Here is a 24,363-nt window from a genome sequence, read left to right on the forward strand (position 1 = left end):
ACAGGCACTCGCGGTAAACGCCAGCCTACTGTACTACAGAGTGGCGTTGTGTCGGTTACAGCTGCTGCGGCTTGTTAACGCTGCTGCTTTTGTTGTAGCTGCCACATGCGGGCGTATTCACCATTAGCGGCTAACAGCACGTCATGGGTGCCTTGCTCGGCCAGCCGGCCGTGTTTTAGCACAATAATATTGTCAGCATCGGTAATGGTAGATAGCCGGTGCGCAATTACCAGGCTGGTGTGATTACGTGCCACTTCACGCATCGCTTGTAAGATGGCTTGCTCAGAGCTGGAGTCCAGCGCTGAGGTGGCTTCATCAAACAGCAGGATCGGCGATTTTTTTAAAATAGCGCGGGCGATGGCAATGCGCTGCTTTTCGCCGCCGGACACTTTTAAGCCACGCTCACCCACTACAGTGGCATCACCCTGTGGCAGGCTGTCGATAAAGCTACGCAGATGGGCAAGTTCAATGGCCTGGTCAACTTCGGCCTCGCCGGCATCGGGGCGGCCATAACGGATATTATCGCGAATGCTGTTGTTAAACAGCACAGTGTCTTGCGGCACTATGGCAATGGCGCGGCGCAGGCTGTCCAGCGTGAGCGTGCTGATATCCTGGCCATCAATGCAGATACTACCGCCGCCGATGCTGTAAAAGCGATACAGCAAGCGGGCGATAGTGCTTTTACCGGCACCGCTGGCACCAACTATCGCCACCTTGCTGCCGGCGGGCACGCTAAAACTCAGCTGCTGCAAAATAGGCCGCTGACTCTGATAACCAAATTCAACCCGGTTAAATTCAATAGCACCCTTAGCCAGAGCCAGCGGCTTGGCATCGGGCGTATCGACAATCTGCGGTGCACGTTTAAGCAAGCCAAGCATATTTTCCAGGTCGGTTAGCGCGCGGCGAATTTCGCGGTAAACAAAACCTAAAAAATTCAGCGGTAGAAACAACTGGATCATATAAGCATTTACCATCACCAGATCACCCAGTGTCAGCTGTTTATTGACCACTTCATCTGCGGCCAGCCACATTAGTGCGGTAATAGCGGCAGCTATAATCAGCGCCTGGCCCGAGTTTAATGCCAGCAGACTTAAGCGGTTTTTTAACCGCGCTTGCTCCCATTTGGCTAAAAAGCTGTCATAGGTTTGTGCTTCATACTGCTCGTTATTAAAGTATTTTACCGTTTCATAGTTCAGCAGGCTGTCAATGGCGCGGCTGTTGGTAGTGTTATCGGCCTGGTTGGCTTCGCGGGTGTATTTGTTACGCCACTCGGTAATCACCACGGTGAAGAAGATATAAATACTGACGGCCAGCACGGTAACCAGCGAATACAGCGGCGAGAACAGCGCGGCAAAAATGACGGCGACGGCCAGAATTTCAAACAGGGTAGGCGCGATATTAAACATTAAAAAGCGCATTAGGAAACTTAACCCATTGGTGCCGCGCTCTATATCGCGGCTGATGCCGCCGGTTTGCCGGTCCAGATGGAAAGACAATTCCAAACTGTGCAGGTGCTTAAACACTTTCAGGCCGAGCTGGCGCATGGCATGCTCTGTAACCCGGCCAAACAGGGCGTCACGCACTTCACCAAAAAATACCCCGGCAAAGCGCAGGCCACCATACAGCAGTAGCAGTGCCACCGGCACCAGCAATAGGCTGTGTTGGCCGCTGTCCAGCGCGTCGACAATGTATTTCAGTGCTAACGGCATCAGCAGTACCGCGGCTTTAGCGGCGATCAATGCCAGCAGCGCCAGCATTACGCGGTATTTAAACTGCCACAAATAGGGCCATAACATGGCCAGCGTTTGCTTAAGGTTAGTAGCTTGCGGCCGTTTTACCGCTTCAGGTTGTTTTGCTGCAGAGCGCATACCGCGCATGAAGGTGTCCTTGTTACGACATCAGGCATAGGTGCAAAGGTACGCGGTATCTACTGCTACCTGCAACTGAAATTTGCTGTTGGCCGGTACTTCAAATTGCTGGCCACGACTGTAGGTTTGCCAACCGTTCGCGCCCGGCAGCAATACCGTCAGGGCGCCGCTGACTACTGTCATCACTTCGTGTTGGCTGGTACCGAATTCATACTCACCCGGTGCCATTACACCAACCGTGGCCGGCAACTGCTCACCGGCAAAGGCAATAGAGGCCACTTTACCGTCAAAATACTGGTTTACTTTAAACATCTTACTCTCCGTTATAAAAGCTCTGCCACAGTAAACCTGATCCGCGCTGCAGATGGAAGTGGCGGGCTTAAATTCAGATGGCTTTACGGCTAATTATTTAATCTGCGCGGCGCCAGGTTGCGGGTGTAAAAAATGTTGACGCCAAGATGTAATAAAATAAGTGTCATAAATTAACCAAAGTTAATGAATATGCCATAAAAGCGTTTTATATTCGGTTGTCCTTAATAAAACAACCAGGGAGCACAAGAATGAAAATCAGGACATTATCAGCAACTATGGCCATGTTATTGGCGCCGGCAGTTTCTGCCGAACTGTTTATTTCCGAATATGTGGAAGGGTCCGGCAATAATAAAGCGCTGGAGCTGTACAACCCAACTGACAATGCGATTGCGCTGGATGGCTACAGCGTTCAGGTCTACTTCAACGGCAGTACCACTGTTGGCACTACGATTAATCTCAGCGGTAATATTGGTGCAGGAGCAACCTTTGTTATTGCCGACAATGACTCAGTAGCAGAGCTACTGGCACTGACCGACTTACAGGTAACACAAAGCCTGTGGAACGGTGACGATACGATTACGCTGAGCAAAAACGGCGTAGTACTGGATTCGATTGGCCAGTTAGGCTTTGACCCGGGCTCAGCCTGGGGCAGCGGTAGTATTACCACCGCTAACGATACTCTGCGCCGATCAGCCGTAAGTTATGATGCAAACCCCGAAGATAGCTTTGAGCCTGCAGAGCAATGGCTGGGTTTTGCGCAGGATGACTTTAGTGACATTGGCCTGTTTAACGGCGAAGGCGGTGACCCCGGAGATCCGGATCCGGACCCGATATTAGCCTGTGGTGCAGCGGCAACGCCGATTTTTGCTATTCAGGGCGCAGACTTTGTCAGTCCGTTAGTTGGCCAGGTGGTGCAGGTGGAGGCGATTGTCACGCAAACCTTACCGGGTTTACGTGGCTACACTATTCAGGCGCCGCTGGCAGAGCAAGATAACGATCCGGCAACCTCAGAGGGCGTGTTTGTTTATGTTAATAGCACTGATATTGCGATAACGGCTGGCCAGCGCGTGCGTTTACTGGCAACGGTAGCCGAATTTAACGGCCATACGCAACTGACCAATGTCGCTGCCAGCCTTGATTGTGGCAGCAGTGAATTACCGGCGCCAACGCCTTTTGCGCTGCCGGTAAGCAGCCTGGCTCAGCTTGAGGCGGTTGAAGGTATGTTGGTAAGTTTTGCTCAGCCGTTGACGGTAAACGACACCTTTACGCTGGGCCGCTTTGGTGAACTGACGTTAGCCAATGGCCGGCGTTACACGCCAACCCAGGTAGTAAGCCCGGGGCCTGAGGCTATAGCGTTGGCGGCAGAGCATGCGCTGAATAAAATTGTGTTAGATGATGCCAGCAGCGTGCAAAACCCTGAAACTGTGCCTTATCCTACCGGTGGTTTATCTGCGGCTAATGTGGTGCGCAGCGGTGACACCGTGCTTAACTTAACCGGCACTGTGCACTACGGTTTTAATGAATACCGCATTATGCCAACGCAAAGCGTTAATTTTGTGCATAGTAACCCGCGCACTGCCGCACCGGAATTAGGCTCTGATGGCAATGTTAAGCTGGCCAGCTTTAATGTACTGAACTACTTTAACGGCGATGGTCTGGGTGGCGGCTTCCCGACCGCCCGCGGTGCCCACAGTGCGTTGGAATTTGAGCGCCAGCGGGCAAAAATCCTCTCTGCCATGGTTGCGCTGGATGCTGCCGTAATTGGCCTGATGGAAATTGAAAACGACGGCTACGCTGACACTTCTGCCATTGCCGACTTGGTAACGGGCCTGCGCACTGTATCCGGTAATGACAGCTGGCAGTATATTAATGCCGGCGGCCCGGTGGGCACAGATGAAATTGCTGTAGGCTTAATTTATCGCGCCGATCTGGTTATGCCGGTTGCACCCTTGTTGATATTAGACTCCGGCAATTCTGCAGTGGATGAGCAGGGCGTGGCATTGTTTGATGACAACCGTAACCGGCCGATGCTGGCGCAACGTTTCCGTTTGCTGGATAACGATGCCGAATTTGCCGTAATGGTAAATCACTTAAAATCTAAAGGCTCAGGGTGTGGTGCAGAAGACGGTGATACCGGTGATGGCCAGGGTAACTGTAATATCAGCCGCACCCGCGCTGCGCAGGCGATAGGTTTGTTCGCTGCTGAGCATTTCGCTGATACCCCGGCCGTGGTAATGGGCGATTTGAACGCCTATGCCAAGGAAGATCCGATAATGGCGCTGGCGCAAGCCGGTTATATCAATGTGTTTGAAGCATTGGGTAAAGTGCCGGGCCATGGTTATGTGTTCTCCGGTCAATCCGGTGCATTGGATCATGCGCTGTTAAATGATATGGCGTTGCAATATCTGGCAGATGCGACCAAGTGGAATATTAACGCCGATGAGCCGATAGCGCTGGATTACAATGTCGAGTTTAAATCGCCCCAGCAGCAATTGGATTACTATGCTGCTGATGCGTACCGCTCGTCAGATCACGATCCGGTAGTGGTGTCGTTCAGTTTGCCGGCCGTTATACCACCGCTGGATGTAACCTTGGAGCTGCTGCGTACTGTGCGTTCGCGCTCAGGTCAAAGCTTGGTGCAACTGCGTTGGGATGGCAGTGCCACAGATTTAACCCTGTACCGTGACAACGAAGCAGTGCGCGGGTTAAACCGCTCTGGCCGGGTGAATGATAACTTCCGCTCTGATGCGATAAGCGTCACTTACAAAATTTGTCAGCAGGCGACAGCCAGTTGCTCGGCAGATTTAGTGGTAAATTTTGACTAAGCGTTGATGATTACTGTGTAGCAAATAAAAACGCCGGCGTCAGCCGGCGTTTTTTTGCATTATAAGCAGGATACCGCGTTATGCTGCTTTAACTTTTTTATCTGTCGCTACTGCACCGGGACCTTGTTGGGTCAGGGTTTTGTCAGCGGCCAAATAAGCCGGCTCAAAGTCATCAACGTTGATAGCGAACAAGCGGCCTTTTTCTGCGGTGCGCAGTATTTCGGCTTCGGCTTCGCTAATTACTTTCAGCTCTAATCCTAAGTCTGCCACTTCGTTTAAGCGGAAGAACGGCAACCGCTTACCGGCCGCGTGCGTGACCTTGTCAAACACCGGCTCTGCTGCCAGTACATCCAGTAACGCCTGCTCCATTAAACCAAGTTGGTTTTGCGGCTCATTGGTTAAGTACATATGGCTGCCCAAGCGCGAGCGTGCTTCGCCCGGCGTTTGCATAATACGGGCAACTTTGTGCTCGATAACGTCAGACGCTTTGCGCAGTGTACGGCCCCACGGGAACACCACACGTTTCAATGCCACACCCACTACGCGGTTAGGGAAGTTATCAAATAACTCGTTCAGCGCTAACTGGGCTTTAGCCAGGTTGTCTTCACAGGCCCATTGCACCAGCGGCAAGTCATCAATTTTACGGCCTTCGTCGTTGTAGCGTTTTAACACGGCTGAGGTCAGGTACAGCATACTTAAAATATCACCCAACCTGGCGGAAATGCGCTCACGGCGTTTTAAATCGCCACCCAGGGTACCCATTGCCACGTCTGACATCAGTGCCATAGCGGCGCTGAAACGGTTCATCTGCTTGTAGTACTTCGCTGTAGCATCGCTGTATGGCGCACTGCTGAAGGCTCCACCGGTTAACGATAACCAGAAAGTGCGGAAGAAGTTGCTGATAGCAAAACCGATATGGCCAAACAAGGCTTTATCAAAGGCTGTTACTGCTGCGCCCTGATCATCTAACTGCGCAGCCTGTAACTCTGCCAGTACATATGGATGACAGCGGATAGCGCCCTGGCCGTAAATGATCATATTACGTGTTAAAATATTGGCGCCTTCTACCGTAATAGCAACCGGAGCGCCCTGATAGCCACGGGCCAGGTAGTTATTCGGGCCCATACAAATACCCTTACCACCGTGTATATCCATGGCATCAATAATCGCCTGACGCATGCGTTCGGTCATATGGTATTTGGTAATGGCCGAGATAACCGATGGTTTCTCGCCCAAATCAATTGAACCTACTGACATGCTGGTAGATGCATCAGCCATATAGGCATAACCACCAATGCGCGCCATCGCTTCTTCAACGCCTTCCATTTTACCAATAGGTAACCTGAACTGACGACGGATACGGGCATAGGCGCCGGTAGCTAAGGCTACTGCTTTAATACCACCGGTGCTGTTTGACGGCAGCGTAATAGCGCGGCCTACGGATAAACACTCTACCAGCATACGCCAGCCCTGGCCGGCCATTTTGGCGCCACCGATAATGTAATCCAGCGGTACAAAGATGTTATCACCCTGGGTAGGGCCGTTTTGAAACGGCACATTCAACGGGAAGTGACGACGGCCGATTTTTACGCCAGGCGTGCTAACCGGAATAAGTGCACAGGTAATACCCAGCTCTTCGTCATCACCAATCAGCTTTTCCGGGTCGTACAGTTTAAAGGCTAAGCCCAGCACGGTGGCAATAGGCGCCAGCGTAATATAACGCTTGTTCCAGGTCAGGCGCATACCGATAACTTCTTTGCCTTCCCACTGGCCTTTACAAATAATACCGGTATCCGGAATGGCACCTGCGTCAGAGCCGGCTTCCGGGCTGGTCAGCGCGAAACAAGGTACTTCAAGGCCTTTGGCCAGACGGGGTAAATAATGTTTTTTCTGTTCATCAGTACCATAATGCTGCAACAGCTCGCCCGGGCCTAACGAGTTAGGTACCCCGACAACACTGGATAACACCATGCTTTTACTGGTTAATTTTTGCAGCACGCAAGATTGAGCGAACGCAGAGAACTCCAGACCACCATATTCTTTTTTGATGATCATGGCGAAGAAGCCTTTGTCTTTCAGGTACTGGTACACTTCCGGCGCTAAATCGGCACGCTCATGCGTGGTGTGCCAATCATCGACCATCGCCAGTAATTCTTCTACCGGACCATCCAAAAACGCCTGCTCTTCCGCGCTTAAACGGGGCACCGGGAAGTTATGCATCTTGTGCCAATCCGGGTTGCCGCGGAATAAGTCGGCTTCCCACCAGGTCGTGCCGGCGTCAATAGCTTCTTTTTCCGTGGTAGACATTTCCGGCATTATTTTGCGGTATAGTTTCAACAACGGCTTGGTAAGGTATTGCTGACGTATTACAGCGATATTTAATGGCAACGCCAGCAGTAAAAACACTACCCAGGCTATTGTACCTACGGCGTCAAAGGCAGTACCTGTAGCCAGAATTACCGCTATCGCGGCGGTAAACATAGTTAAGCTGGCACGGTTGTATGCCAGGATACCGATTGCGGCGATAAGCACCGCGCAGAGAATAAACACTTCCATCTTTTGCTCCTGATAAGAGGTCTGACCACTATCTGGCTAGAGTAGAACGCTTTGGTTAAAGTTGCAAGCCCTGAACGGCGTTGTTATACAAAGTGATTGTCAACTTAAGTTGCAACTCGCAGGCTTATACGCTTAAGCATAGCTGTTTGGCTCATTTTCGCCTGTCAGAAGCAGTTTTAAAGGTTCAAAAGAGCGTGGAGCACCTTTGGGTGTGGCGGGTTTATCAAACGTGGATGTGGATATTGATTTTACCACTCAAACCACACCCAACGACGTGGTAACCATTATTGCTACTGAGCCACTGACCAACAATGAGCAGTGGCACAACATGCAGCCCGGCGACAGCCAGTTGTTCCGTTATGGTGAGCCGTTGGCCTGAACCTGCGGTGTCAGATCTAATTTGTGTAGCTGTACATCAAATTGTTCGACATTATCTTCACCGCGCCATAAACGTACCAGCAGGTAGTCCAGCTCCGGTGCTACCCAGGCATAAATTTGTTTGTCGCTGTTTGCTTCAATCCGCGCAATACGCAGCGTGTTGATATTGCCATAAGGCAGGGGCAGCTTTTCTTCGGCTACTACTTTGTAGTGGTACAACTTACTGTTACCGTTACGGTTCAGTACGTTGTAACTGAATTCTGTTTTGCCGGCTTTCAGATCCAGCGCCAGTTGTAGCTGATAACTGATTTGATCTTGCCAGTCATCCTGCCACTCTACCGCCTTGGGTTTACGGCTTTTGCCCTCTGTCAGCACTTTGGTATCGGGGTTGAGATTCAGCTCGTAGTAACGGTTTGGCCCGCTACCGCTGCGGTTAAGTACGTAACGCAGAGGCTGGATTTTGCCGTTATTGACAATAAAGTCAGAGACTTCCTGCCGTTTATCGGAAAAAATCATCCAGCTGATATCGCTGCTGTAGCCAAGTTGATAACCTTGTTCAGTTACTTTTAAATAGCGGTTGGCTTCACCATGCTTTTTACCGGCACGATACACAACATAGTCAGCATTAAAACTGCTTAATGGTGGGATCTCAGCACGGGCTGCTGAGCAAAAAAGTGTTGCTAATACAATAAAAGGCGCCCACAGGCGCCGGTTAGTCTTCATCATCATTGGCATAACCGTTGGCTGCTAATACATTGCCATCCAACCATGCCTGATCTGCCTGCTGTTGTAAACGGTTTTGGCAAAACCAACGTACCACTAACGGATAAATACGGTGTTCTTGTTCATGTACCCGCTCTGCCAGGCTGGCGGCGTCATCATCGTTAAACAGTGGCACCTTGGCTTGCAAAATAACCGGCCCGCCATCGAGTTGCTCGTTAACAAAATGCACGCTGCAACCATGCTCAGTGTCGCCGGCATCAATGGCGCGCTGATGCGTATCCAGCCCCTGATATTTTGGTAGCAAGGAAGGATGCACATTTAACAAGCGGCCACTGAAGTGCTGCACAAAGGCCGGAGTTAAAATACGCATAAAACCGGCCAGCACCACCAGATCCGGTTGGTGCTGGTCTATGGCATCCATCAGTGCAATATCGTATTTCTCGCGGCTGGCATAATTTTTATGGCTGAGTACCTGAGTGCTGATGCCCGCCTCATTAGCGCGCACCAAGCCATAGGCGTTGGCTTTATTGGCAATAACGGCACTGACTTTGCCTGGAATAAAACCGCTGCTGCAGGCATCAATAATGGCCTGCAGATTAGAGCCGCTGCCGGAAATCAGTACGACGATAGATTTCATCGGTTGCCTTATTCGTTAATAATAACCAGCTCATCACCTGCAGCTGCAGATTGAATTTCACCCAAGTGCCATACTGTTTCGCCGGCATCACGCAGTATACTGATGGCCTGTTGCAGTTTGTCCTGTGGTACCACTACCAGCATGCCTACGCCGCAGTTAAAGGTGCGGTACATTTCGTGGCGGCTGATATTGCCCTGTTGTTGCAACCAGTTGAAAATGGCCGGCCACTGCCAGCTCTTGCCGTCAATAACAGCTTTGGTATTTTCCGGTAACACGCGCGGAATATTTTCCCAGAAGCCGCCGCCGGTAATATGGCACAGCGCATGTACCGGGGTTTGCTTAAACAGGTTAAGCAGGTTTTTCACATAAATGCGGGTAGGCTCCAGCAGATGATCAGCCAGTGATTTGCCTTCCAGCAATGTATCCGGGCTTTGGCCGCTAACTTCTAATACCTTACGGATTAATGAGAAACCGTTGGAATGCGGGCCGGAAGAGGCCATGGCGATTAATTGATCACCCGGTTGTACCTTAGTGCCATCGATAATATCGGCTTTTTCTACTACACCGACACAAAAGCCGGCGATGTCGTAATCTTCACCATGGTACATGCCCGGCATTTCAGCGGTTTCACCACCCACCAGAGCACAACCGGACTGATAGCAACCTTCGGCAATACCGTTAACCACTGCAGAAGCGGTATCGACATCTAATTTGCCGGTCGCGTAATAATCCAGGAAAAACAGCGGCTCAGCACCTTGAACTACCAAGTCGTTAACGCACATGGCCACCAGGTCAATGCCGACACCGTCGTGGCGTTTTAAATCCATTGCCAGGCGCAACTTGGTGCCTACACCGTCAGTGCCTGATACCAGCACCGGCTCTTTGTAGCCGGCCGGAATTTGGCACAGGGCGCCAAAACCACCTAATCCACCCATAACTTCAGGGCGGCGTGTGCGTTTGACGGCGCCTTTAATCCGTTCAACCAACGCATTACCTGCGTCAATATCAACTCCGGCGTCTTTGTAGCTTAACGATGTTTTCTGCTCGCTCACGGCAATCCTCGAATGACTGAAAGTGGAAAGGCTAAAAATTGGCGGCATTTTACCTGCTTAACGCCGCCGACAAAAGCCTTACTGCATAGCATTTGCCATCGCTTGCTTTACATAGTCATATAAACTGATGCTGTTGTCCTTGGTAAACTTGTGATAACACACTGATGCAAATGGAAATTCTTTGTCATTCAGCCGTATGTAAACAAAAGGCGCTTCGCTGTCTGTTTGATCATGCTGCCAGTGGCCGCCAACATTGGCGATAAACAGCTCGCCGATATAAGCGCCGATGATATTACATAAGGTAAATACCACTTCGGCTGAATGGCGCTGTTTTTGTTCTCTGCTGTTGAGTTCTGCCAGCAGAACATCAATTTGTTGCAAGCTGTCTATGCTGTGATCAAGTGTTAAGTTGTGCTCTTCTTTTGCGTAATCTACTGCGTCGGCGGCTGCGGACTGCATTAAATTGTTCAATTCTTGTTGTTGCATAATTGCCTCAGGATTTTTGATGAGCTGCCAGAATCAGCTGGCGTAATTGTTTGCTGCCGGGACCCAGAGTTTCTTCTTTCGGGGCCACCAGAGATAAGTTTGCCATGCGTGCACTGCTTTGGTTCAGGCTAAGTTGTACCAGAGTGCCACGGGCAATATAGTCTGTCACCATAAAATCCGGCAGCCAGCAAAAACCCAGCCCGAGTTGTAAAATTTCTATTGCTTCAAAAAAGTTATCTACCGTCCAACGCTGTTCTGCCCGCAGCCAACCGGCATTTTCCTGCGGTTTTTGTGCCGTATCGCGGATCACCAGCTGTAAGTGTTGGCTTAATTCATTTTGGTCAATTTGGTTGGCTGTGGCTAACTGATTGTTACTCCCGGTAACCGGAATAAAGCGGGTGCTGCATAAATGTTCACCGAGGTAGCCTTTGGGAATAACCGACGAGGCGGCAATGACCAGGTCGGCCCGCTTTTGCAGGATCACTTCTGCCGTGCCGGTAATAACGCAATCGATAAGCTGAATACGGCTGCCGCGGCTAAGTGGGTAAAAGGCCGCGAGGGCCTCATTTAAAAAGCGTCGCGGGTAGGCAAGCTCCACTGCAATACGGATTTCCGGCTCCCAGCCCTGGTCAATATTGGCAGCCAGCAACTCTAAATCTTCCACTTGCTGTGTCAGTAGCCGGGAGCGGCGTAGCATCACTTCACCGGCCTCAGTCAGATAGGCCTTGCGACCGCGCACTTCTAATAGTTCAACACCGAGTTGCGTTTGCAGTTTCGCTACGGCATGGTTCAGCGACGACTGGCTTTTGTTCAGCAGCTCTGCCGCCTGCGCATAGCCACCGGCATCAACCACCGCTTGTAAAATGCGCCATTGCTCCAGAGTTGAACGGGGACGGTAGGGCATAACTGGCGCTCACTCCTGTGGCATTAAATGTTGGCGACGATCACTGCCCGAAGCGGTGCCGGATAGCCTTCTATGGTTTTACTATGATCAGTTGCATCGAGAAAATCAATCAAACTTTCATTTTCCATCCAGTCGGTTTTGCGCTGCTCATCCAGGCTGGTGCAGTTTAAATCTGCCAGCCTTACATTGCTAAAGCCTAACCGCTGTAACCAATGCGTTAACGCCGCTACGCTGGGAATAAACCAGACATTGCGCATTTTGGCGTAGCGCTCCCCTGGCACCAATACCGTGTTTTCGTCGCCTTCAACCACTAAGGTTTCCAGCACGAGCTCGCCACCCGGGCGCAGCTGGTTTTTCAGCTGGTGCAGAAAATCCAGCGGTGAACGGCGGTGGTACAATACGCCCATTGAAAATACCGTATCGAACTGTTTCAGTGCCGGCATCTCGTCAATGCCGATGGGGATCAGGTTTACCGCAGGGTCGGGGTTAAAATGTTTAATCGCCTGAAACTGCGCATAAAACAGCTGCGACGGATCAATGCCGACGACAAATTCTGCGCCTTCACCGCGCATACGCCACAGGTGATAACCACTGCCACAGCCCACATCCAGCACAGTACGGTTTGTCAGCGGGGCGATATGCGGCAGTACCCGCTGCCATTTAAAGTCAGAGCGCCATTCGGTATCAATAGCAATACCATGAATATTAAACGGGCCTTTACGCCAGGGTTTTAACTGCTGCAGTAAGTAACGGATCTGCTGTGCTTCGCCGCTGCTGATATCGTCGGCGGTACCAAACTGCACGGCATGTTTTAATTCAATAACTGTCGGCGTTGTTACCGGCAAATTGCTAATGGTTTTTTGCCATTGCTTAAAGTCGCCATGCAGCGCCTCTTTGCTCCAGGCGGCCAGTTGCGCCGGCAAGGTTTCTAACCAGTTATGCAGTTTGTTGTTTGCCAGTTGGGCATAAAAGGGCGTGAAATCGAGCATAGCTAACCTTATTTAAGAGTGGCTTTATTTGATTGCGACCATGGAGCAGAAATTAAAACACTGAAACCACAGGGTTTGGCTGGTAAAGCCGGCTTGTTGCAACCGCTGCTGATGCTCGCTCAGGGTATCCGGCTTCATCACGTTTTCCAGTGCACTGCGCTTTTGGCTGATTTCCAGCTCGCTATAGCCATTGGCACGTTTAAAGTCGTGGTGTAACTCTACCAATAAGTCGTTGGTAATGGGGTCGTGGTTGATAAACTTTTCCGACAGGATCAACACACCACCCGGTTTTAAGCCCTGATAGACGCGGTTAATCAGGGTATTACGGTCTTCTTTTGGTAAAAACTGCAGAGTAAAGTTAATCACTACGATGGCGGCATTCTCAATAGTTTGCTGTCTGATATCTGCCAGCTTCACCTCAACCGGCACCTCTGAGCGAAATGCCTGTAAGTGCCGCTCACAACGCTCCACCATAGCACTGCTGTTATCTACAGCAATAATCTGACTGTTGGCGGCGGTGATATTGCGCCGCATTGCCAACGTTGCCGCACCCAGCGAGCATCCCAGGTCGTAGTAGTGGCTGTCAGCTTGCTGATAACGGCCGGTAAGCTTACCTATGGTGTGAATAATGGTTTGATAACCCGGAACCGAGCGTTGGATCATGTCGGGAAATACGTCGGCGACCTGGTCGTCAAAGCGAAAATCCTGAATATGAGCCAGCGGCTCGGCGAAAATAGCATCTTTTTGCATAAAAACTTGTCGGTAGGAAACAGTGTAAGTGGCGCTATTTTACCTTAAATGTCGTAAAACTACAGCAAGCTGAATTGCTGCTCGCTGGGCCAGGGTTCCAGACAGCTGTGAGGGTAGGCTAAATCCTGTGCAAACTGGCGGCATAACTGCGGCGCCAGATGATTATCCGGAGTATGAAAAAAACAAAACGGACTTTTGCCGTCGTCCAGCCATTGCTGCACTTTGGTTAACCACGGCTGATAAAACTGCCGGTTTAGCGTCATATCATCGGTACCGATAAAGCGTAACATCGGGGTTTGGCTAAAACTTATCGCATGCACCGGTACGCGGGGCTTTTTTGCCTGGGCATCTGTCAATGCCTGAGTAGTAGCAGGCACAGAAAATAAGGCCCTGCTGTCAATAACCACCCGTTCTGCGCCATAGTGTTGCAGCATTTTATGTAGTTGAGTTTCGTGTTGGCCTTTGTCAAAAAACGCCGGATGACGCACTTCCAATGCACAGCGATACTGTTGGCTAATTTGTTCAACTAACATGGCGATATGTGCCAGCTCTGCCGGACCGGTGCGGGCAGGTAATTGCAGATGTATCAGGGCTAATTTGTCGCCAAGCAGCGCCATACGGTTAAGCCAGTCCTGCAACTGCAGTGTGCTGTCTGCGCTGCCATGATGACTGATACGCTGCGGTACTTTCAGCACAAAACGGAACTGATCAGGTGTGTCCTGCTGCCAGCGTATTAAAGTGTCATCCGACGGATCGGCATAAAAAGTAGTATTACCCTCTGCGGTGTTAAAAAAACGGCTGTACTGCGCCAGATACTCAGCACTTTTTGCGTCGGCAGAAAACAGTGAGCTTTTCCATTTTGTATTGGCCCATACCGGGCAACCAAGATATAACATTGCTAACTTGACCTTGCTTCAGTGGCAGCGTAAAACTAAATACACTCTTTCGCAAAGCTTAACATAATGACAGCCAGAACTATTATTAGCCTGATTTATCTGTGTTTTTCACTTGCTGGCGCCAGTGCAGCACTGCCGGACCCACTGCGGGTTGCGGTAAGTGATGACACCTATCCGTACATGTATACAGATGAGCAAGGCCAACTTGCCGGGCTGGTAATAGACTATTGGCAAGAGGTAGGCCGGCGTGGCGGCGTGCAACTGCAGTTTGTCAGCGGCAACTGGCCGCAAACCATCGCTTTGTTGCAAAGTAATGCAGTGCACTTACATGGCGGCATTGCTTATACCGCCGGGCGTGAGCAGCGCTACCACCTTGGTGACACCGGTATTGATGTCTACAGCAATGTGTTTATTCAGCGCGATATACCGCCTGTGAACGCGTTGTCGGAACTAAAAGCCTATGCTATCGGAGTGGTGGATAAATCCAGCCATGTCGATACCGTAGCCGCATTAGTGCCCGATGCAGTATTAAAGTACTACCCCAATGTGACCGCGATGTATGACGCAGCCCTTGCGGGCGACATTAAGGTCATCAGCGGTTTGGACAGATTGCCGCCGCGTTACAGCCGTTATGATGAGTTGCAACAGCAATTTCCGCTATATCGCAAGATACCACTGCGCAAAATTGATCTAAATTATGCCGTTAATGACAATGCTGATTTGACGCAGCAGCTAAAACTACTGACACAGAGTATTGAGCGGGATTATCTTGATAAGCTGGAGCGTCGCTGGCTGGGTGTCGATGCTGATGAAAATACGCTATTGCTTGGTGTGGCAATAGATAATCCGCCTTATATGCACGTCACGCAACAAGGTGAAGCACAAGGTTTGTTTGTCGACTTGTGGCGGCAATGGGCTAAGGTTAGCGGCGTAAACATTGCTTTTGTACCTGATTCTTCTTTTAGCAGTTTACAAAATCTTGCCAAAGGTCGGATTGATATACTGGTTGCTTTTCCGGATAACCAAAATTTACCTGCTGGTATAGTACCGGCGCATCATCTATATAATTTTCCATCTGAATTGTTTTATCTCAAGAAAAATAACTATATTAACATCAGTGATTTAAATGGTGGGAAAGTAGGCATTTTTGCCAATGCGCCTTACGCTGCAACGCTGAAGCAACGCTATCCGCAACTTAGTTTTGCCCGCTATCGGCAGTTAACTGAAATGCTGCAAGGTGTTCAGAATGGTGAACTTGCAGGTTTTTTTGGCGCATCCGCTATTATACCTCAGCGTTTACAGCAGCTTAACCTAACCGATATCTTTGCCTCATTTAGTGATTCCAGGGTGGTATCACCGATGTACAGCCTGGTACACGAAAAGCAAACAGAACTGGCTGAAAAAATACGTCGTGGTTTTGTCAAGTTGCCGTTAGATGCGTTGGTGAAAACAGAGCAGCGCTGGTTAACCGATGAATCACACTACTATTTTACGCGGTTTCTTCATCAGGTACCGTTAACAGACGCAGAGCAAAACTGGTTACAGCAGCATAAAGTATTAAGGCTGGGGATGTTACGCAACTGGCCGCCGATGGAGTTTACCGATAAATATGGCGCGGCAGCTGGTGTTACCGTCGATATGTTTAACTTGCTTGCTAAACGGTTAGATGCCCGGTTCGAGTTTGTGTTATTCGATGATTTCGACACTATGTTGTTGCAACTGAAACGACAGCAGATAGATCTGATTGCTAATGTTTCCGATCGTGATGATCGTCGCAGCTTCGCCCGTTTTAGCGATGAGTTTTGGCCGACACAGTTGGCTGTGATCAGTGATAGCTCACGTCAGGCTGTTACCCGAACCGCAGATTTATATGGTAGCAAAGTGGCTATTTATCAAGACTACGAGTTGGCGCGGCGGCTGCCGCAGTTGCACCCCCAAATAACTGTAGTGGCAGTGAAGGATCTGGAGCAAGCGCTGGTACTGTTGCAACGTCAGGAAGTTGACTTTGCGCTCGACTCGGTTGAAGCCGTAAGCGAAACACTAAAACAAACCGTTATGCTTGGACTCAAAGCACAAGTTGTTGATGACTTGCCACATTATGCTTCTTTGATTGCTGTGCGCGAAGATTATGCTCCTTTAGTCACGATACTGAACAAGGGGTTACGTAGTATTGGCCAGACAGAGCGCAAGCAGCTTTATCAAAAGTGGTTTGATTTTCAGGTTACTCAAGGCATCAATAATGAGCAGTTTGTCAGAATGCTGTGGCAAATCGGTGGCGCGGTGCTGGCCTTGCTGACGTTTTTTGTGATTTGGAATTTGTCGTTGCGACGCGAAGTCACATTGCGCCGCCAGGCTGAACAAAAAATGCGCTTTATGGCCACACATGACGACCTGACTAAACTGCCGAATCGCGGTTTAATTAAAGAGCGTATTGAGCAAGCTCTGTTGCAACATGCCAGACACAACGAAATTATGGCGTTATTGTTTATTGATTTAGACGGTTTCAAGGAAGTTAATGATGCACACGGCCATGATGCCGGCGACGAGTTACTGCTGAAACTGGCGCAGCAACTCAGTGCAACAGTGCGTAAAAGTGATACCGTAGCCAGGTTTGGTGGTGATGAATTCGTCATTCTGTTAACAGGGTTGCTAAGCCGTGAGGACGCGGCCATTGTGGCCGGCAAAATATTGCACCAATTTGCACAGCCGGTTAGTTTGTCTGTCGGCGAGGTACAGGTAGGCGCCAGTATTGGTATTGCCATCTATCCGGATGATGGCACCGACAGCGCTAAACTGCTGAAAGTGGCCGATAGCCTGATGTACCGGATTAAACAGCAGGGCAAAAACCAGTACTGTTTTTCCAGAGCGGTGTTTTCGTAAGCGGGCAGTGACATTAGGCGTCATTTCTATATAATTAGCCGTCATTTTAGTGCCGCTGATTAGCAAGGTAGAAGGAAGGTTTAATGCGTAGCCATTATTGTGGTTTATTAACCGCACAACATGTTGGGCAACAAGTGTCTTTATGCGGCTGGGTTAACCGTCGTCGCGATCTGGGTGGGTTAATTTTTTTAGACTTGCGTGACCGTGAAGGTATGGTGCAGGTAGTGTGCGACCCGGATTTAAAAGACTTGTTTGATGTTGCCTATACACTGCGCAATGAATTTTGTATCCAGATCAAAGGCCAGATTCGGGCACGGCCGGATTCGCAAATCAATAAAGATATGGCGACCGGTGCGGTAGAGGTGTACGCCAGTGAACTGATTATCCTCAATAAAGCAGCCCCGCTGCCGTTGGACTCAAACCAGAACAACAGTGAAGAGCAGCGCTTAAAATACCGCTATCTTGATTTACGCCGGCCAATGATGACTGAACGATTGAAGTTTCGTGCCAAGGTGACCAGCTTTGTGCGTAACTTTATGGACAGCAATGGCTTTATGGAGGTAGAAACACCGATTCTGACTAAAGCCACACCGGAAGGCGCACGTGACTACTTAGTACCAAGCCGAACCCACAAAGGCGAATTTTTCGCCCTGCCGCAATCACCGCAGCTGTTTAAACAACTGCTGATGATGTCGGGCTTGGACCGCTACTATCAAATTGTAAAATGTTTCCGCGATGAAGATTTACGTGCTGACCGTCAGCCGGAATTTACCCAGATAGATATTGAAACCTCCTTTATGAGCGCCGAGCAGGTCATGCAAGTGACCGAGCAGATGGTGGTAGAGATGTTTAATCAGTTGCTGGATGTTGATTTAGGCACCATGCCGCGCATGCAGTATTGGGAAGCGATGCGTCTGTACGGCTCCGACAAACCGGATTTACGCAACCCGATGCAATTTGTTGACGTCGCCGACGTATTAAAAGATGTTGAGTTTAAAGTGTTCTCCGGCCCGGCTAATGATGCCAAAGGCCGCGTAGTGGCGTTAAAAGTGCCGGGCGCTGCAGAAAAAATATCGCGTAAAGATATCGACAACTACACCAGCTTCGTCGGCATTTACGGTGCCAAAGGCCTGGCGTGGATGAAAGTGAATGATACCGCTGCAGGAGCTGAGGGCGTGCAATCACCGGTAGCGAAATTTTTAACGCCGGACATTATTGCCACTATCATTCAGCGCACTGGTGCTGCCAACGGCGATTTAATTTTCTTCGGCGCTGACAGCTACAAAGTAGTGTGCGAAGCCATGGGTGCGCTGCGCTTAAAACTGGGTGAAGACTTAGGCATTACCCAGCCTGGCTGGAAGCCGCTGTGGGTAGTGGACTTTCCGATGTTTGAAGAGAATGACGACGGCAGTTTCTCCGCTGTGCATCACCCCTTTACCTCACCGTTGGATACCGCAGCCTTTTTAAATACCGCCAATAGCGAACTGGAACTGGGTAAACTGCTGTCTAATGCTTACGATATGGTGTTAAACGGCACCGAGTTAGGTGGTGGTTCGGTACGTATTCACAGCGCTGAAGTGCAGGCTAAGGTATTTACTTTGTTAGGTATTAGTGATGAAGAAGCCGCTGAAAAGTTTGGCTTCTTACTCGAAGCGTTAAAGTATGGCACACCACCGCATGCCGGGTTAGCCTTTGGCCTGGACCGTCTGGTAATGCTGATGACCGGCGCTACGTCTATCCGTGATGTGATGGCGTTTCCGAAAACCGCTACTGCCGCGTGCCCGTTAACCGACGCGCCGGGTGCTGCTAACCCGGCACAGCTGGCCGAGCTTGGCATTGCCGTTATACCTAAAGCGCAATAAGCTGTAATTTTACCTGCAATACTGTGGCAGCAATGTAGCTGCCACAACTAAGGAGTAACTGATGGCCGGCCATAGTAAATGGGCGAACATGAAGCATCGCAAAGCCCGTCAGGATGCGAAAAAAAATAAAATCTTCACTAAAATTATCCGCGAGCTAACCGTAGCGGCCCGATTAAATCCTGATGTTAGTGTTAATCCGCGTTTGCGCCTGGCGGTAGACAAAGCCTTGTCAGAAAATATGACCCGCGACACCATTGACCGCGCGATAAAACGCGGTGCAGGGGCCAGCGAAGGCGAAAACTACGAAGAGTTAGTCTACGAAGGTTATGGCCCGAACGGGGTAGCGGTTATTGTTGAAACCATGACTGACAACCATAAACGCACCGTGGCCGATGTGCGCCATGCATTTACCAAAGCCGGCGGCAGCCTGGGCACCAATGGCTCTGTGGCTTACTTATTTACCCGGCGTGGGGTGCTGATTTTTGCCCCTGGCGTTAATGAAGATGCGTTGATGGAAGCGGCATTGGATGCCGGTGCTGATGATGTTGTGGCGCATGATGATGGCAGCTTTGAAGTATTTACCGCACCTGAGCAGTTTAACGATGTTAAAGATGTGCTGCTGGCAGCTGGCTTTGCAGCGGATAACAGCGAAGTCACCTTAGTGCCTTCAACCCGCGCTGAAGTCGATGCTGACCATGTCAGTGCCTTTTTTAAAATGCTCGATCAGCTGGAAGACTCCGACGACGTACAAAACGTGTATCACAATGCTGAGATCAGTGACGAGCTGATGGCTGAGCACGGCTAAGCATGCAACTCACGTGAATATTATTATGGGCATTGACCCTGGCAGTCGTTTAACCGGTTATGGCGTGGTGCGTCAGGTTGGCATGAAATTCGAGTATGTCGCCAGCGGCTGTATCCGCCTTACCACTACTGATTTGCTGCCCGAGCGCTTGCTGGATATTTTCAACGGCGTCAGCGAAATTATCAGCCAAACCCAACCGACCATTTTTGCTATTGAGCAGGTGTTTATGGCCCGCAATGCTGACTCAGCATTAAAGCTGGGCCAGGCGCGCGGTGCTGCCATTGTAGCTGCCAAACATGCCGGGCTTGAGGTATATGAGTACTCAGCACGTCAGGTAAAACAGTCGGTAGTGGGCACGGGCGCTGCCGATAAAGCGCAGGTGCAGCACATGGTGCGTAGCTTACTAAAGTTGCCGGCTAATCCGCAGGCTGACGCTGCCGACGCGCTTGCAGTGGCGCTGTGTCATGGGCATACTCAACAAAGTTTAATCAGTCTGGCCGGCCAGGCGCGCAAAACGGTGCGTGGCCGCCTGCGTTGATTACCACCTTAATTCTATAAGCAGACCCTATGATTGGACGTTTACGCGGTATTTTGCTGGAAAAGCAGGCACCGGATTTATTAATCGAAGTGGCTGGTGTCGGCTACGAAGTGCAGTTGCCGCTGACCAGCTTTTACCAGCTGCCCGCGACCGGTATTGAAGCCACTATTTACACCCATTTTGTTGTACGTGAAGATGCTCAGCTATTGTATGGTTTTGTTAACCAGGCCGAGCGTGCGCTGTTTCGCCAACTGATTAAAGCTAATGGCGTGGGTCCAAAGCTGGCGCTAACTATTTTATCTGGCATGACAGCGCAGCAATTCGTGCGTTGTGTGCAGTTAGATGATGTCAGTACCCTGGTTAAGCTACCAGGCGTGGGTAAAAAGACCGCTGAGCGTTTAGTAGTAGAAATGCGTGACCGGTTAAAAGACTGGGGCATAGCGCCGAACACCCCGGTAACCGATGGTTTGGTACTGCAGGATGACGAGGCCATTTTCAGCCCGGAACAAAGCGCCGAACAAGATGCTGCTAGTGCGCTGGTGTCACTGGGTTACAGCCAGTTACAAGCCGATAAGGCCGTGCAAAAGGTCAAGCAAAGCGGAATGAGCAGCGAGCAACTGATTAAAGCCGCGCTGCGGAGCATGATGTAAACCATGATAGAAGCCGATCGTTTAATTCAAACCAGTGCCACCCGTGAAGACGAGGTAATTGACCGCGCGATAAGGCCGAAAACCCTCGCCGATTACACCGGGCAAGAGCATGTCTGTCAGCAAATGGCGATTTTTATCGAAGCGGCACGTGGCCGTGGCGATCCGCTGGATCATCTGTTGATATTTGGCCCGCCAGGTTTAGGTAAAACCACGCTGGCGATGATTGTCGCTAATGAAATGGGCGTCAATATTAAAACCACGTCTGGCCCGGTACTGGAAAAAGCCGGTGACTTAGCTGCGCTGTTAACCAACCTTGAGCCAAACGACGTATTGTTTATTGATGAAATTCACCGTTTAAGCCCGGTGGTAGAGGAAATTCTCTACCCGGCAATGGAAGATTACCAGCTGGACATTATGATAGGCGAGGGCCCGGCCGCACGTTCAATCAAACTGGACTTACCGCCGTTTACCCTGGTGGGGGCGACTACCCGTGCCGGAGCCTTAACCTCACCGCTGCGCGATCGCTTTGGTATAGTGCAACGCTTAGAGTTTTATAAAGTCAGTGAGCTTACCCAAATTATTCTGCGCTCGGCACACTTTTTAAATTTAGTGCTGGACGAAGCCGGTGCGGCTGAAATTGCCCGGCGTTCGCGTGGTACACCGCGTATTGCCAACCGTTTACTGCGCCGTGTGCGCGATTATGCTCAGGTAAAGGCAAATGGTGAGGTAACGGTAGATATTGCGTCTCAAGCGCTGCTGATGGTTGATGTCGATGCCGAGGGCTTCGACTATATGGACCGTAAGCTTATTCTTGCCATTATTGAAAAGTTTATGGGCGGCCCGGTCGGCCTGGATAATTTAGCCGCAGCCATCGGCGAAGAAAAAGATACCATCGAAGATGTAATAGAACCGTTTTTAATTCAGCAGGGCTTTATTCAACGCACACCACGTGGCCGTATCGCTTCGCCCAGGGCATATCAGCATTTTGGCTTTGACTTACCACAAACAGACTAAGTTAACTTAAAGTATTCGCCAACTAGTTGGTAATACAGCTAGGCGGCAAGTGATTGACGCCCCATGAGCATAGTTGTCTATGCGATTGGGGGGAGAGAGCGCAGCCAACAACGCTGTAGTGCCAAATAGGACGCGAATAAAAAAAAAGCCCGCTCAGGGAGCGGGCACAAGTTGAAGGAGTGCTTCAAAAAATCCAGGGAACATGTTGAAACAGCAACAAAATTTGGCAAAACACACAAATCTTATTACCAGATGATCTTCACTAAAGTTTGGTAACCCTCTTACCGCACTTTTGCGCTAGCTCAGAACACCTGCGTATGATAGAGATACTGAGTAATTACTTCAAACGAGAAAAATTACAACTTAAGCATAAGTAAAACTAATGCGATATCGCTGTGGTATTGTACAAACTATCAGCAATGCTGTAACGTGAATACGTGAAATGCCAGTGTTCATGCAGGGTTAAGTTACGATATGCATTATAGGTGAGATTACTTTTTTATTACTATAGATAATCTTAAATGCGTTGACCTTGCCATAATGGTTATTGGTCGCAAAAGCGCCGCTAGCGGAACTTTTACGGCAAAGTTCAGTCAACAGAAACAATAAAAAAATACAAGTAGCCGGCAAAGAAAAATATAGTTGTCTTTATTGCGCTAAGGCAATTGAGTTCGTTAGTCAGCTTACTTATCATACACACCAATTAAAGCGAAACGCATGTCTGATACAGTCTTTATATTCCCGGTGCGCGTGTACTACGAAGATACCGATGCCGGCGGAATAGTTTATTACGCAAATTATTTGAAATTTTTTGAGCGAGCGCGCACCGAATGGTTGCGCGCCCTGGGTATTGAGCAGGATTTATTATTGTCAAAAAACATCGCGTTTGTTGTTGCTCAAGTTTTAATGGACAATAAAAAGCCGGCTAAATTTAATGAATTATTGACGGTACATAGTCAAATCAGTACCTTAAAGCAAGCTAGTATGGTTTTTGAGCAAAAAATTTACAATAGCGCTGAACAGCTCGTTTGTTCAGCTGAGATTAAAGTCGCCTGTATTTCACTACAGCAGATGAAAGCCCGGGCTATTCCGGCAGAAGTGACAGAGGTATTAACGCGTGGCAGGTGAAATTTCTATTTTAGGCTTGTTAATTGAAGCCAGTTTTGTGGTGCAGTTGGTTATGCTTATATTACTGGCTATGTCGGTAATGTCCTGGACCATGATATTTCGCCGGCGCAAAGCGTTAAGTGAAGCTGTAGTAGATGCGAAGAAATTTGAAGATCGCTTTTGGTCCGGTGTTGATTTAGCCAAGTTGTACAATGAAGTCAGCGCCCGAGCAGCAAATAATGGTCTGGAAGCCTTGTTTAAAGCTGGCTTTAAAGAGTTTGCCCGCTTGCATAAAACTAATAGCCGCCAACCGGCTGCGGTAATGGAAGGCACACAACGCGCGATGCGGGTGGGCTTATCACGTGAAGTTGAGCGGCTGGAAATGCATCTGCCGTTTTTAGCCACCGTAGGCTCTATCAGCCCTTATATCGGCTTATTCGGCACTGTGTGGGGCATTATGAATTCATTTATTGCCTTGGGCGCAGTAGAGCAAGCCACATTGTCTATGGTGGCCCCGGGCATTGCAGAAGCGCTTATTGCTACGGCGATTGGTTTGTTTGCGGCTATTCCGGCCGTTATTGCCTATAACAAGTTTTCGCATCAGGTAGAAATGCTTGAAAGCAGTTACGCTAACTTTGTTGAAGAGTTTGCCAATATTCTGCATCGCCAGGCAGTATCTAACGGCGGAGAGGCAGCCTGATGTACGTGAGAAAAAAGCGTCGTTTAAAGGCTGAAATAAATGTTGTGCCCTACATCGATGTAATGTTGGTACTGTTGGTGATTTTTATGGTGACAACGCCGCTGATTACGCAGGGCGTAAAAGTTGAGTTGCCCAAATCGGCTGCGGAGCCAATTAAACAAATGCAGGACGGTAAAACGCCGTTGGTAGCAACGGTAGATCAGGATGGCCTGTATTATTTTGAAAAAGACGGCAAGCAGCAAGGCCCCTTTACGGCGGCAGAGTTAAGTGTTGAAGTTGCCGGTTGGTTGACGATTGAACCCGGCACCCAGGTGATTGTAAAAGGTGATCGTAAAGTGAGTTACGATGCCGTGATAAGGTTAATTAATGTATTAAAGGCAGCAGGTGCGCCGGCTGTTGGCTTAATGACCGATAACGTGGATACAAATTAG

Annotated in this window: 22 protein-coding genes; 11 read left to right on the plus strand and 11 right to left on the minus strand. The window is 49.7% G+C overall.

What is annotated here, in order from left to right:
• Nucleotides 1-74 precede the first annotated feature (74 nt).
• Both HRH59_RS09200 and ppnP read right to left on the minus strand, forming a co-directional pair.
• The gene (locus tag HRH59_RS09200; protein WP_218573485.1) at nt 75-1,877 is read right to left on the minus strand and encodes an ABCB family ABC transporter ATP-binding protein/permease; all 1,803 of its coding nucleotides are present in this window, start codon (nt 1,875-1,877) and stop codon (nt 75-77) included.
• A 21-nt stretch (nt 1,878-1,898) separates the two neighbouring features.
• A complete protein-coding gene (ppnP, locus tag HRH59_RS09205; protein ID WP_173500982.1) occupies nt 1,899-2,180 on the minus strand; it encodes a pyrimidine/purine nucleoside phosphorylase in 282 nt (93 codons plus the stop codon).
• Nucleotides 2,181-2,428: 248 nt separating this feature from the next.
• Between ppnP and HRH59_RS09210 the strand changes: the two genes are divergently transcribed.
• Nucleotides 2,429-5,005, plus strand: coding sequence for an ExeM/NucH family extracellular endonuclease (locus tag HRH59_RS09210; protein ID WP_173500983.1), 2,577 nt, complete (start codon nt 2,429-2,431; stop codon nt 5,003-5,005).
• Nucleotides 5,006-5,083: 78 nt separating this feature from the next.
• Here HRH59_RS09210 and fadE read toward each other — a convergent pair whose 3' ends face one another.
• Nucleotides 5,084-7,561 (minus strand): acyl-CoA dehydrogenase FadE, encoded by a 2,478-nt coding sequence (gene fadE / locus HRH59_RS09215; protein WP_173500984.1) that lies wholly within the window; start codon nt 7,559-7,561, stop codon nt 5,084-5,086.
• A 211-nt stretch (nt 7,562-7,772) separates the two neighbouring features.
• Between fadE and HRH59_RS09220 the strand changes: the two genes are divergently transcribed.
• Nucleotides 7,773-7,940 (plus strand): class II glutamine amidotransferase, encoded by a 168-nt coding sequence (locus HRH59_RS09220; protein WP_218573486.1) that lies wholly within the window; start codon nt 7,773-7,775, stop codon nt 7,938-7,940.
• Here HRH59_RS09220 and HRH59_RS09225 read toward each other — a convergent pair.
• The 8 genes from HRH59_RS09225 to HRH59_RS09260 all read right to left on the minus strand — a co-directional run bounded on the left by HRH59_RS09225 (nt 7,919) and on the right by HRH59_RS09260 (nt 14,376).
• Nucleotides 7,919-8,668 carry a DUF3108 domain-containing protein gene (locus HRH59_RS09225; protein WP_173500985.1) on the minus strand — a complete coding sequence of 250 codons (750 nt, stop codon included), beginning with the start codon at nt 8,666-8,668 and terminating at the stop codon, nt 7,919-7,921. The two genes, HRH59_RS09220 and HRH59_RS09225, sit on opposite strands and share 22 nt — an antisense overlap.
• The gene (gene purN / locus HRH59_RS09230; RefSeq protein WP_173500986.1) at nt 8,652-9,299 is read right to left on the minus strand and encodes a phosphoribosylglycinamide formyltransferase; all 648 of its coding nucleotides are present in this window, start codon (nt 9,297-9,299) and stop codon (nt 8,652-8,654) included. The genes HRH59_RS09225 and purN overlap by 17 nt, the downstream gene beginning before the upstream one ends.
• An 8-nt stretch (nt 9,300-9,307) precedes the next feature.
• On the minus strand, nt 9,308-10,351 hold the full coding sequence (gene purM, locus HRH59_RS09235; RefSeq protein WP_173500987.1) for a phosphoribosylformylglycinamidine cyclo-ligase: 1,044 nt from the start codon (nt 10,349-10,351) through the stop codon (nt 9,308-9,310).
• 78 nt (nt 10,352-10,429) lie between these two features.
• A complete protein-coding gene (locus HRH59_RS09240) occupies nt 10,430-10,837 on the minus strand; it encodes a hypothetical protein (protein ID WP_173500988.1) in 408 nt (135 codons plus the stop codon).
• Nucleotides 10,838-10,844: 7 nt separating this feature from the next.
• On the minus strand, nt 10,845-11,741 hold the full coding sequence (locus tag HRH59_RS09245) for a LysR family transcriptional regulator (RefSeq protein WP_173500989.1): 897 nt from the start codon (nt 11,739-11,741) through the stop codon (nt 10,845-10,847).
• A 23-nt stretch (nt 11,742-11,764) separates the two neighbouring features.
• Complete coding sequence (cmoB, locus tag HRH59_RS09250) at nt 11,765-12,730, minus strand: tRNA 5-methoxyuridine(34)/uridine 5-oxyacetic acid(34) synthase CmoB (RefSeq protein WP_173500990.1); 966 nt, start codon at nt 12,728-12,730, stop codon at nt 11,765-11,767.
• 24 nt (nt 12,731-12,754) lie between these two features.
• The gene (gene cmoA / locus HRH59_RS09255) at nt 12,755-13,480 is read right to left on the minus strand and encodes a carboxy-S-adenosyl-L-methionine synthase CmoA (protein WP_173500991.1); all 726 of its coding nucleotides are present in this window, start codon (nt 13,478-13,480) and stop codon (nt 12,755-12,757) included.
• 59 nt (nt 13,481-13,539) lie between these two features.
• A complete protein-coding gene (locus HRH59_RS09260; RefSeq protein WP_173500992.1) occupies nt 13,540-14,376 on the minus strand; it encodes a DUF72 domain-containing protein in 837 nt (278 codons plus the stop codon).
• A 66-nt stretch (nt 14,377-14,442) separates the two neighbouring features.
• Between HRH59_RS09260 and HRH59_RS09265 the strand changes: the two genes are divergently transcribed.
• The 9 genes from HRH59_RS09265 to tolR all read left to right on the plus strand — a co-directional run bounded on the left by HRH59_RS09265 (nt 14,443) and on the right by tolR (nt 24,363).
• On the plus strand, nt 14,443-17,256 hold the full coding sequence (locus tag HRH59_RS09265; RefSeq protein ID WP_173500993.1) for a transporter substrate-binding domain-containing protein: 2,814 nt from the start codon (nt 14,443-14,445) through the stop codon (nt 17,254-17,256).
• 83 nt (nt 17,257-17,339) lie between these two features.
• Nucleotides 17,340-19,118 (plus strand): aspartate--tRNA ligase, encoded by a 1,779-nt coding sequence (aspS, locus tag HRH59_RS09270; RefSeq protein WP_173500994.1) that lies wholly within the window; start codon nt 17,340-17,342, stop codon nt 19,116-19,118.
• A 61-nt stretch (nt 19,119-19,179) separates the two neighbouring features.
• Complete coding sequence (locus HRH59_RS09275) at nt 19,180-19,923, plus strand: YebC/PmpR family DNA-binding transcriptional regulator (RefSeq protein WP_173500995.1); 744 nt, start codon at nt 19,180-19,182, stop codon at nt 19,921-19,923.
• Nucleotides 19,924-19,948: 25 nt separating this feature from the next.
• Nucleotides 19,949-20,461 (plus strand): crossover junction endodeoxyribonuclease RuvC, encoded by a 513-nt coding sequence (gene ruvC / locus HRH59_RS09280; RefSeq protein WP_178089529.1) that lies wholly within the window; start codon nt 19,949-19,951, stop codon nt 20,459-20,461.
• 29 nt (nt 20,462-20,490) lie between these two features.
• Nucleotides 20,491-21,111 carry a Holliday junction branch migration protein RuvA gene (ruvA, locus tag HRH59_RS09285; protein WP_173500997.1) on the plus strand — a complete coding sequence of 207 codons (621 nt, stop codon included), beginning with the start codon at nt 20,491-20,493 and terminating at the stop codon, nt 21,109-21,111.
• Nucleotides 21,112-21,114: 3 nt separating this feature from the next.
• The gene (ruvB, locus tag HRH59_RS09290) at nt 21,115-22,125 is read left to right on the plus strand and encodes a Holliday junction branch migration DNA helicase RuvB (RefSeq protein WP_173500998.1); all 1,011 of its coding nucleotides are present in this window, start codon (nt 21,115-21,117) and stop codon (nt 22,123-22,125) included.
• Nucleotides 22,126-22,842: 717 nt separating this feature from the next.
• Nucleotides 22,843-23,253, plus strand: a complete 411-nt coding sequence (ybgC, locus tag HRH59_RS09295) for a tol-pal system-associated acyl-CoA thioesterase (protein ID WP_173500999.1) — start codon at nt 22,843-22,845, stop codon at nt 23,251-23,253.
• Complete coding sequence (gene tolQ, locus HRH59_RS09300; protein WP_173501000.1) at nt 23,243-23,932, plus strand: protein TolQ; 690 nt, start codon at nt 23,243-23,245, stop codon at nt 23,930-23,932. Before ybgC ends, tolQ begins: the two co-directional genes overlap by 11 nt.
• Nucleotides 23,932-24,363 carry a protein TolR gene (gene tolR, locus HRH59_RS09305; protein WP_173501001.1) on the plus strand — a complete coding sequence of 144 codons (432 nt, stop codon included), beginning with the start codon at nt 23,932-23,934 and terminating at the stop codon, nt 24,361-24,363. Before tolQ ends, tolR begins: the two co-directional genes overlap by 1 nt.

The sequence above is a fragment of the Rheinheimera lutimaris genome (genome assembly GCF_013283795.1).
In the GTDB taxonomy this organism is placed as follows: Bacteria; Pseudomonadota; Gammaproteobacteria; order Enterobacterales; family Alteromonadaceae; genus Alishewanella; species Alishewanella lutimaris.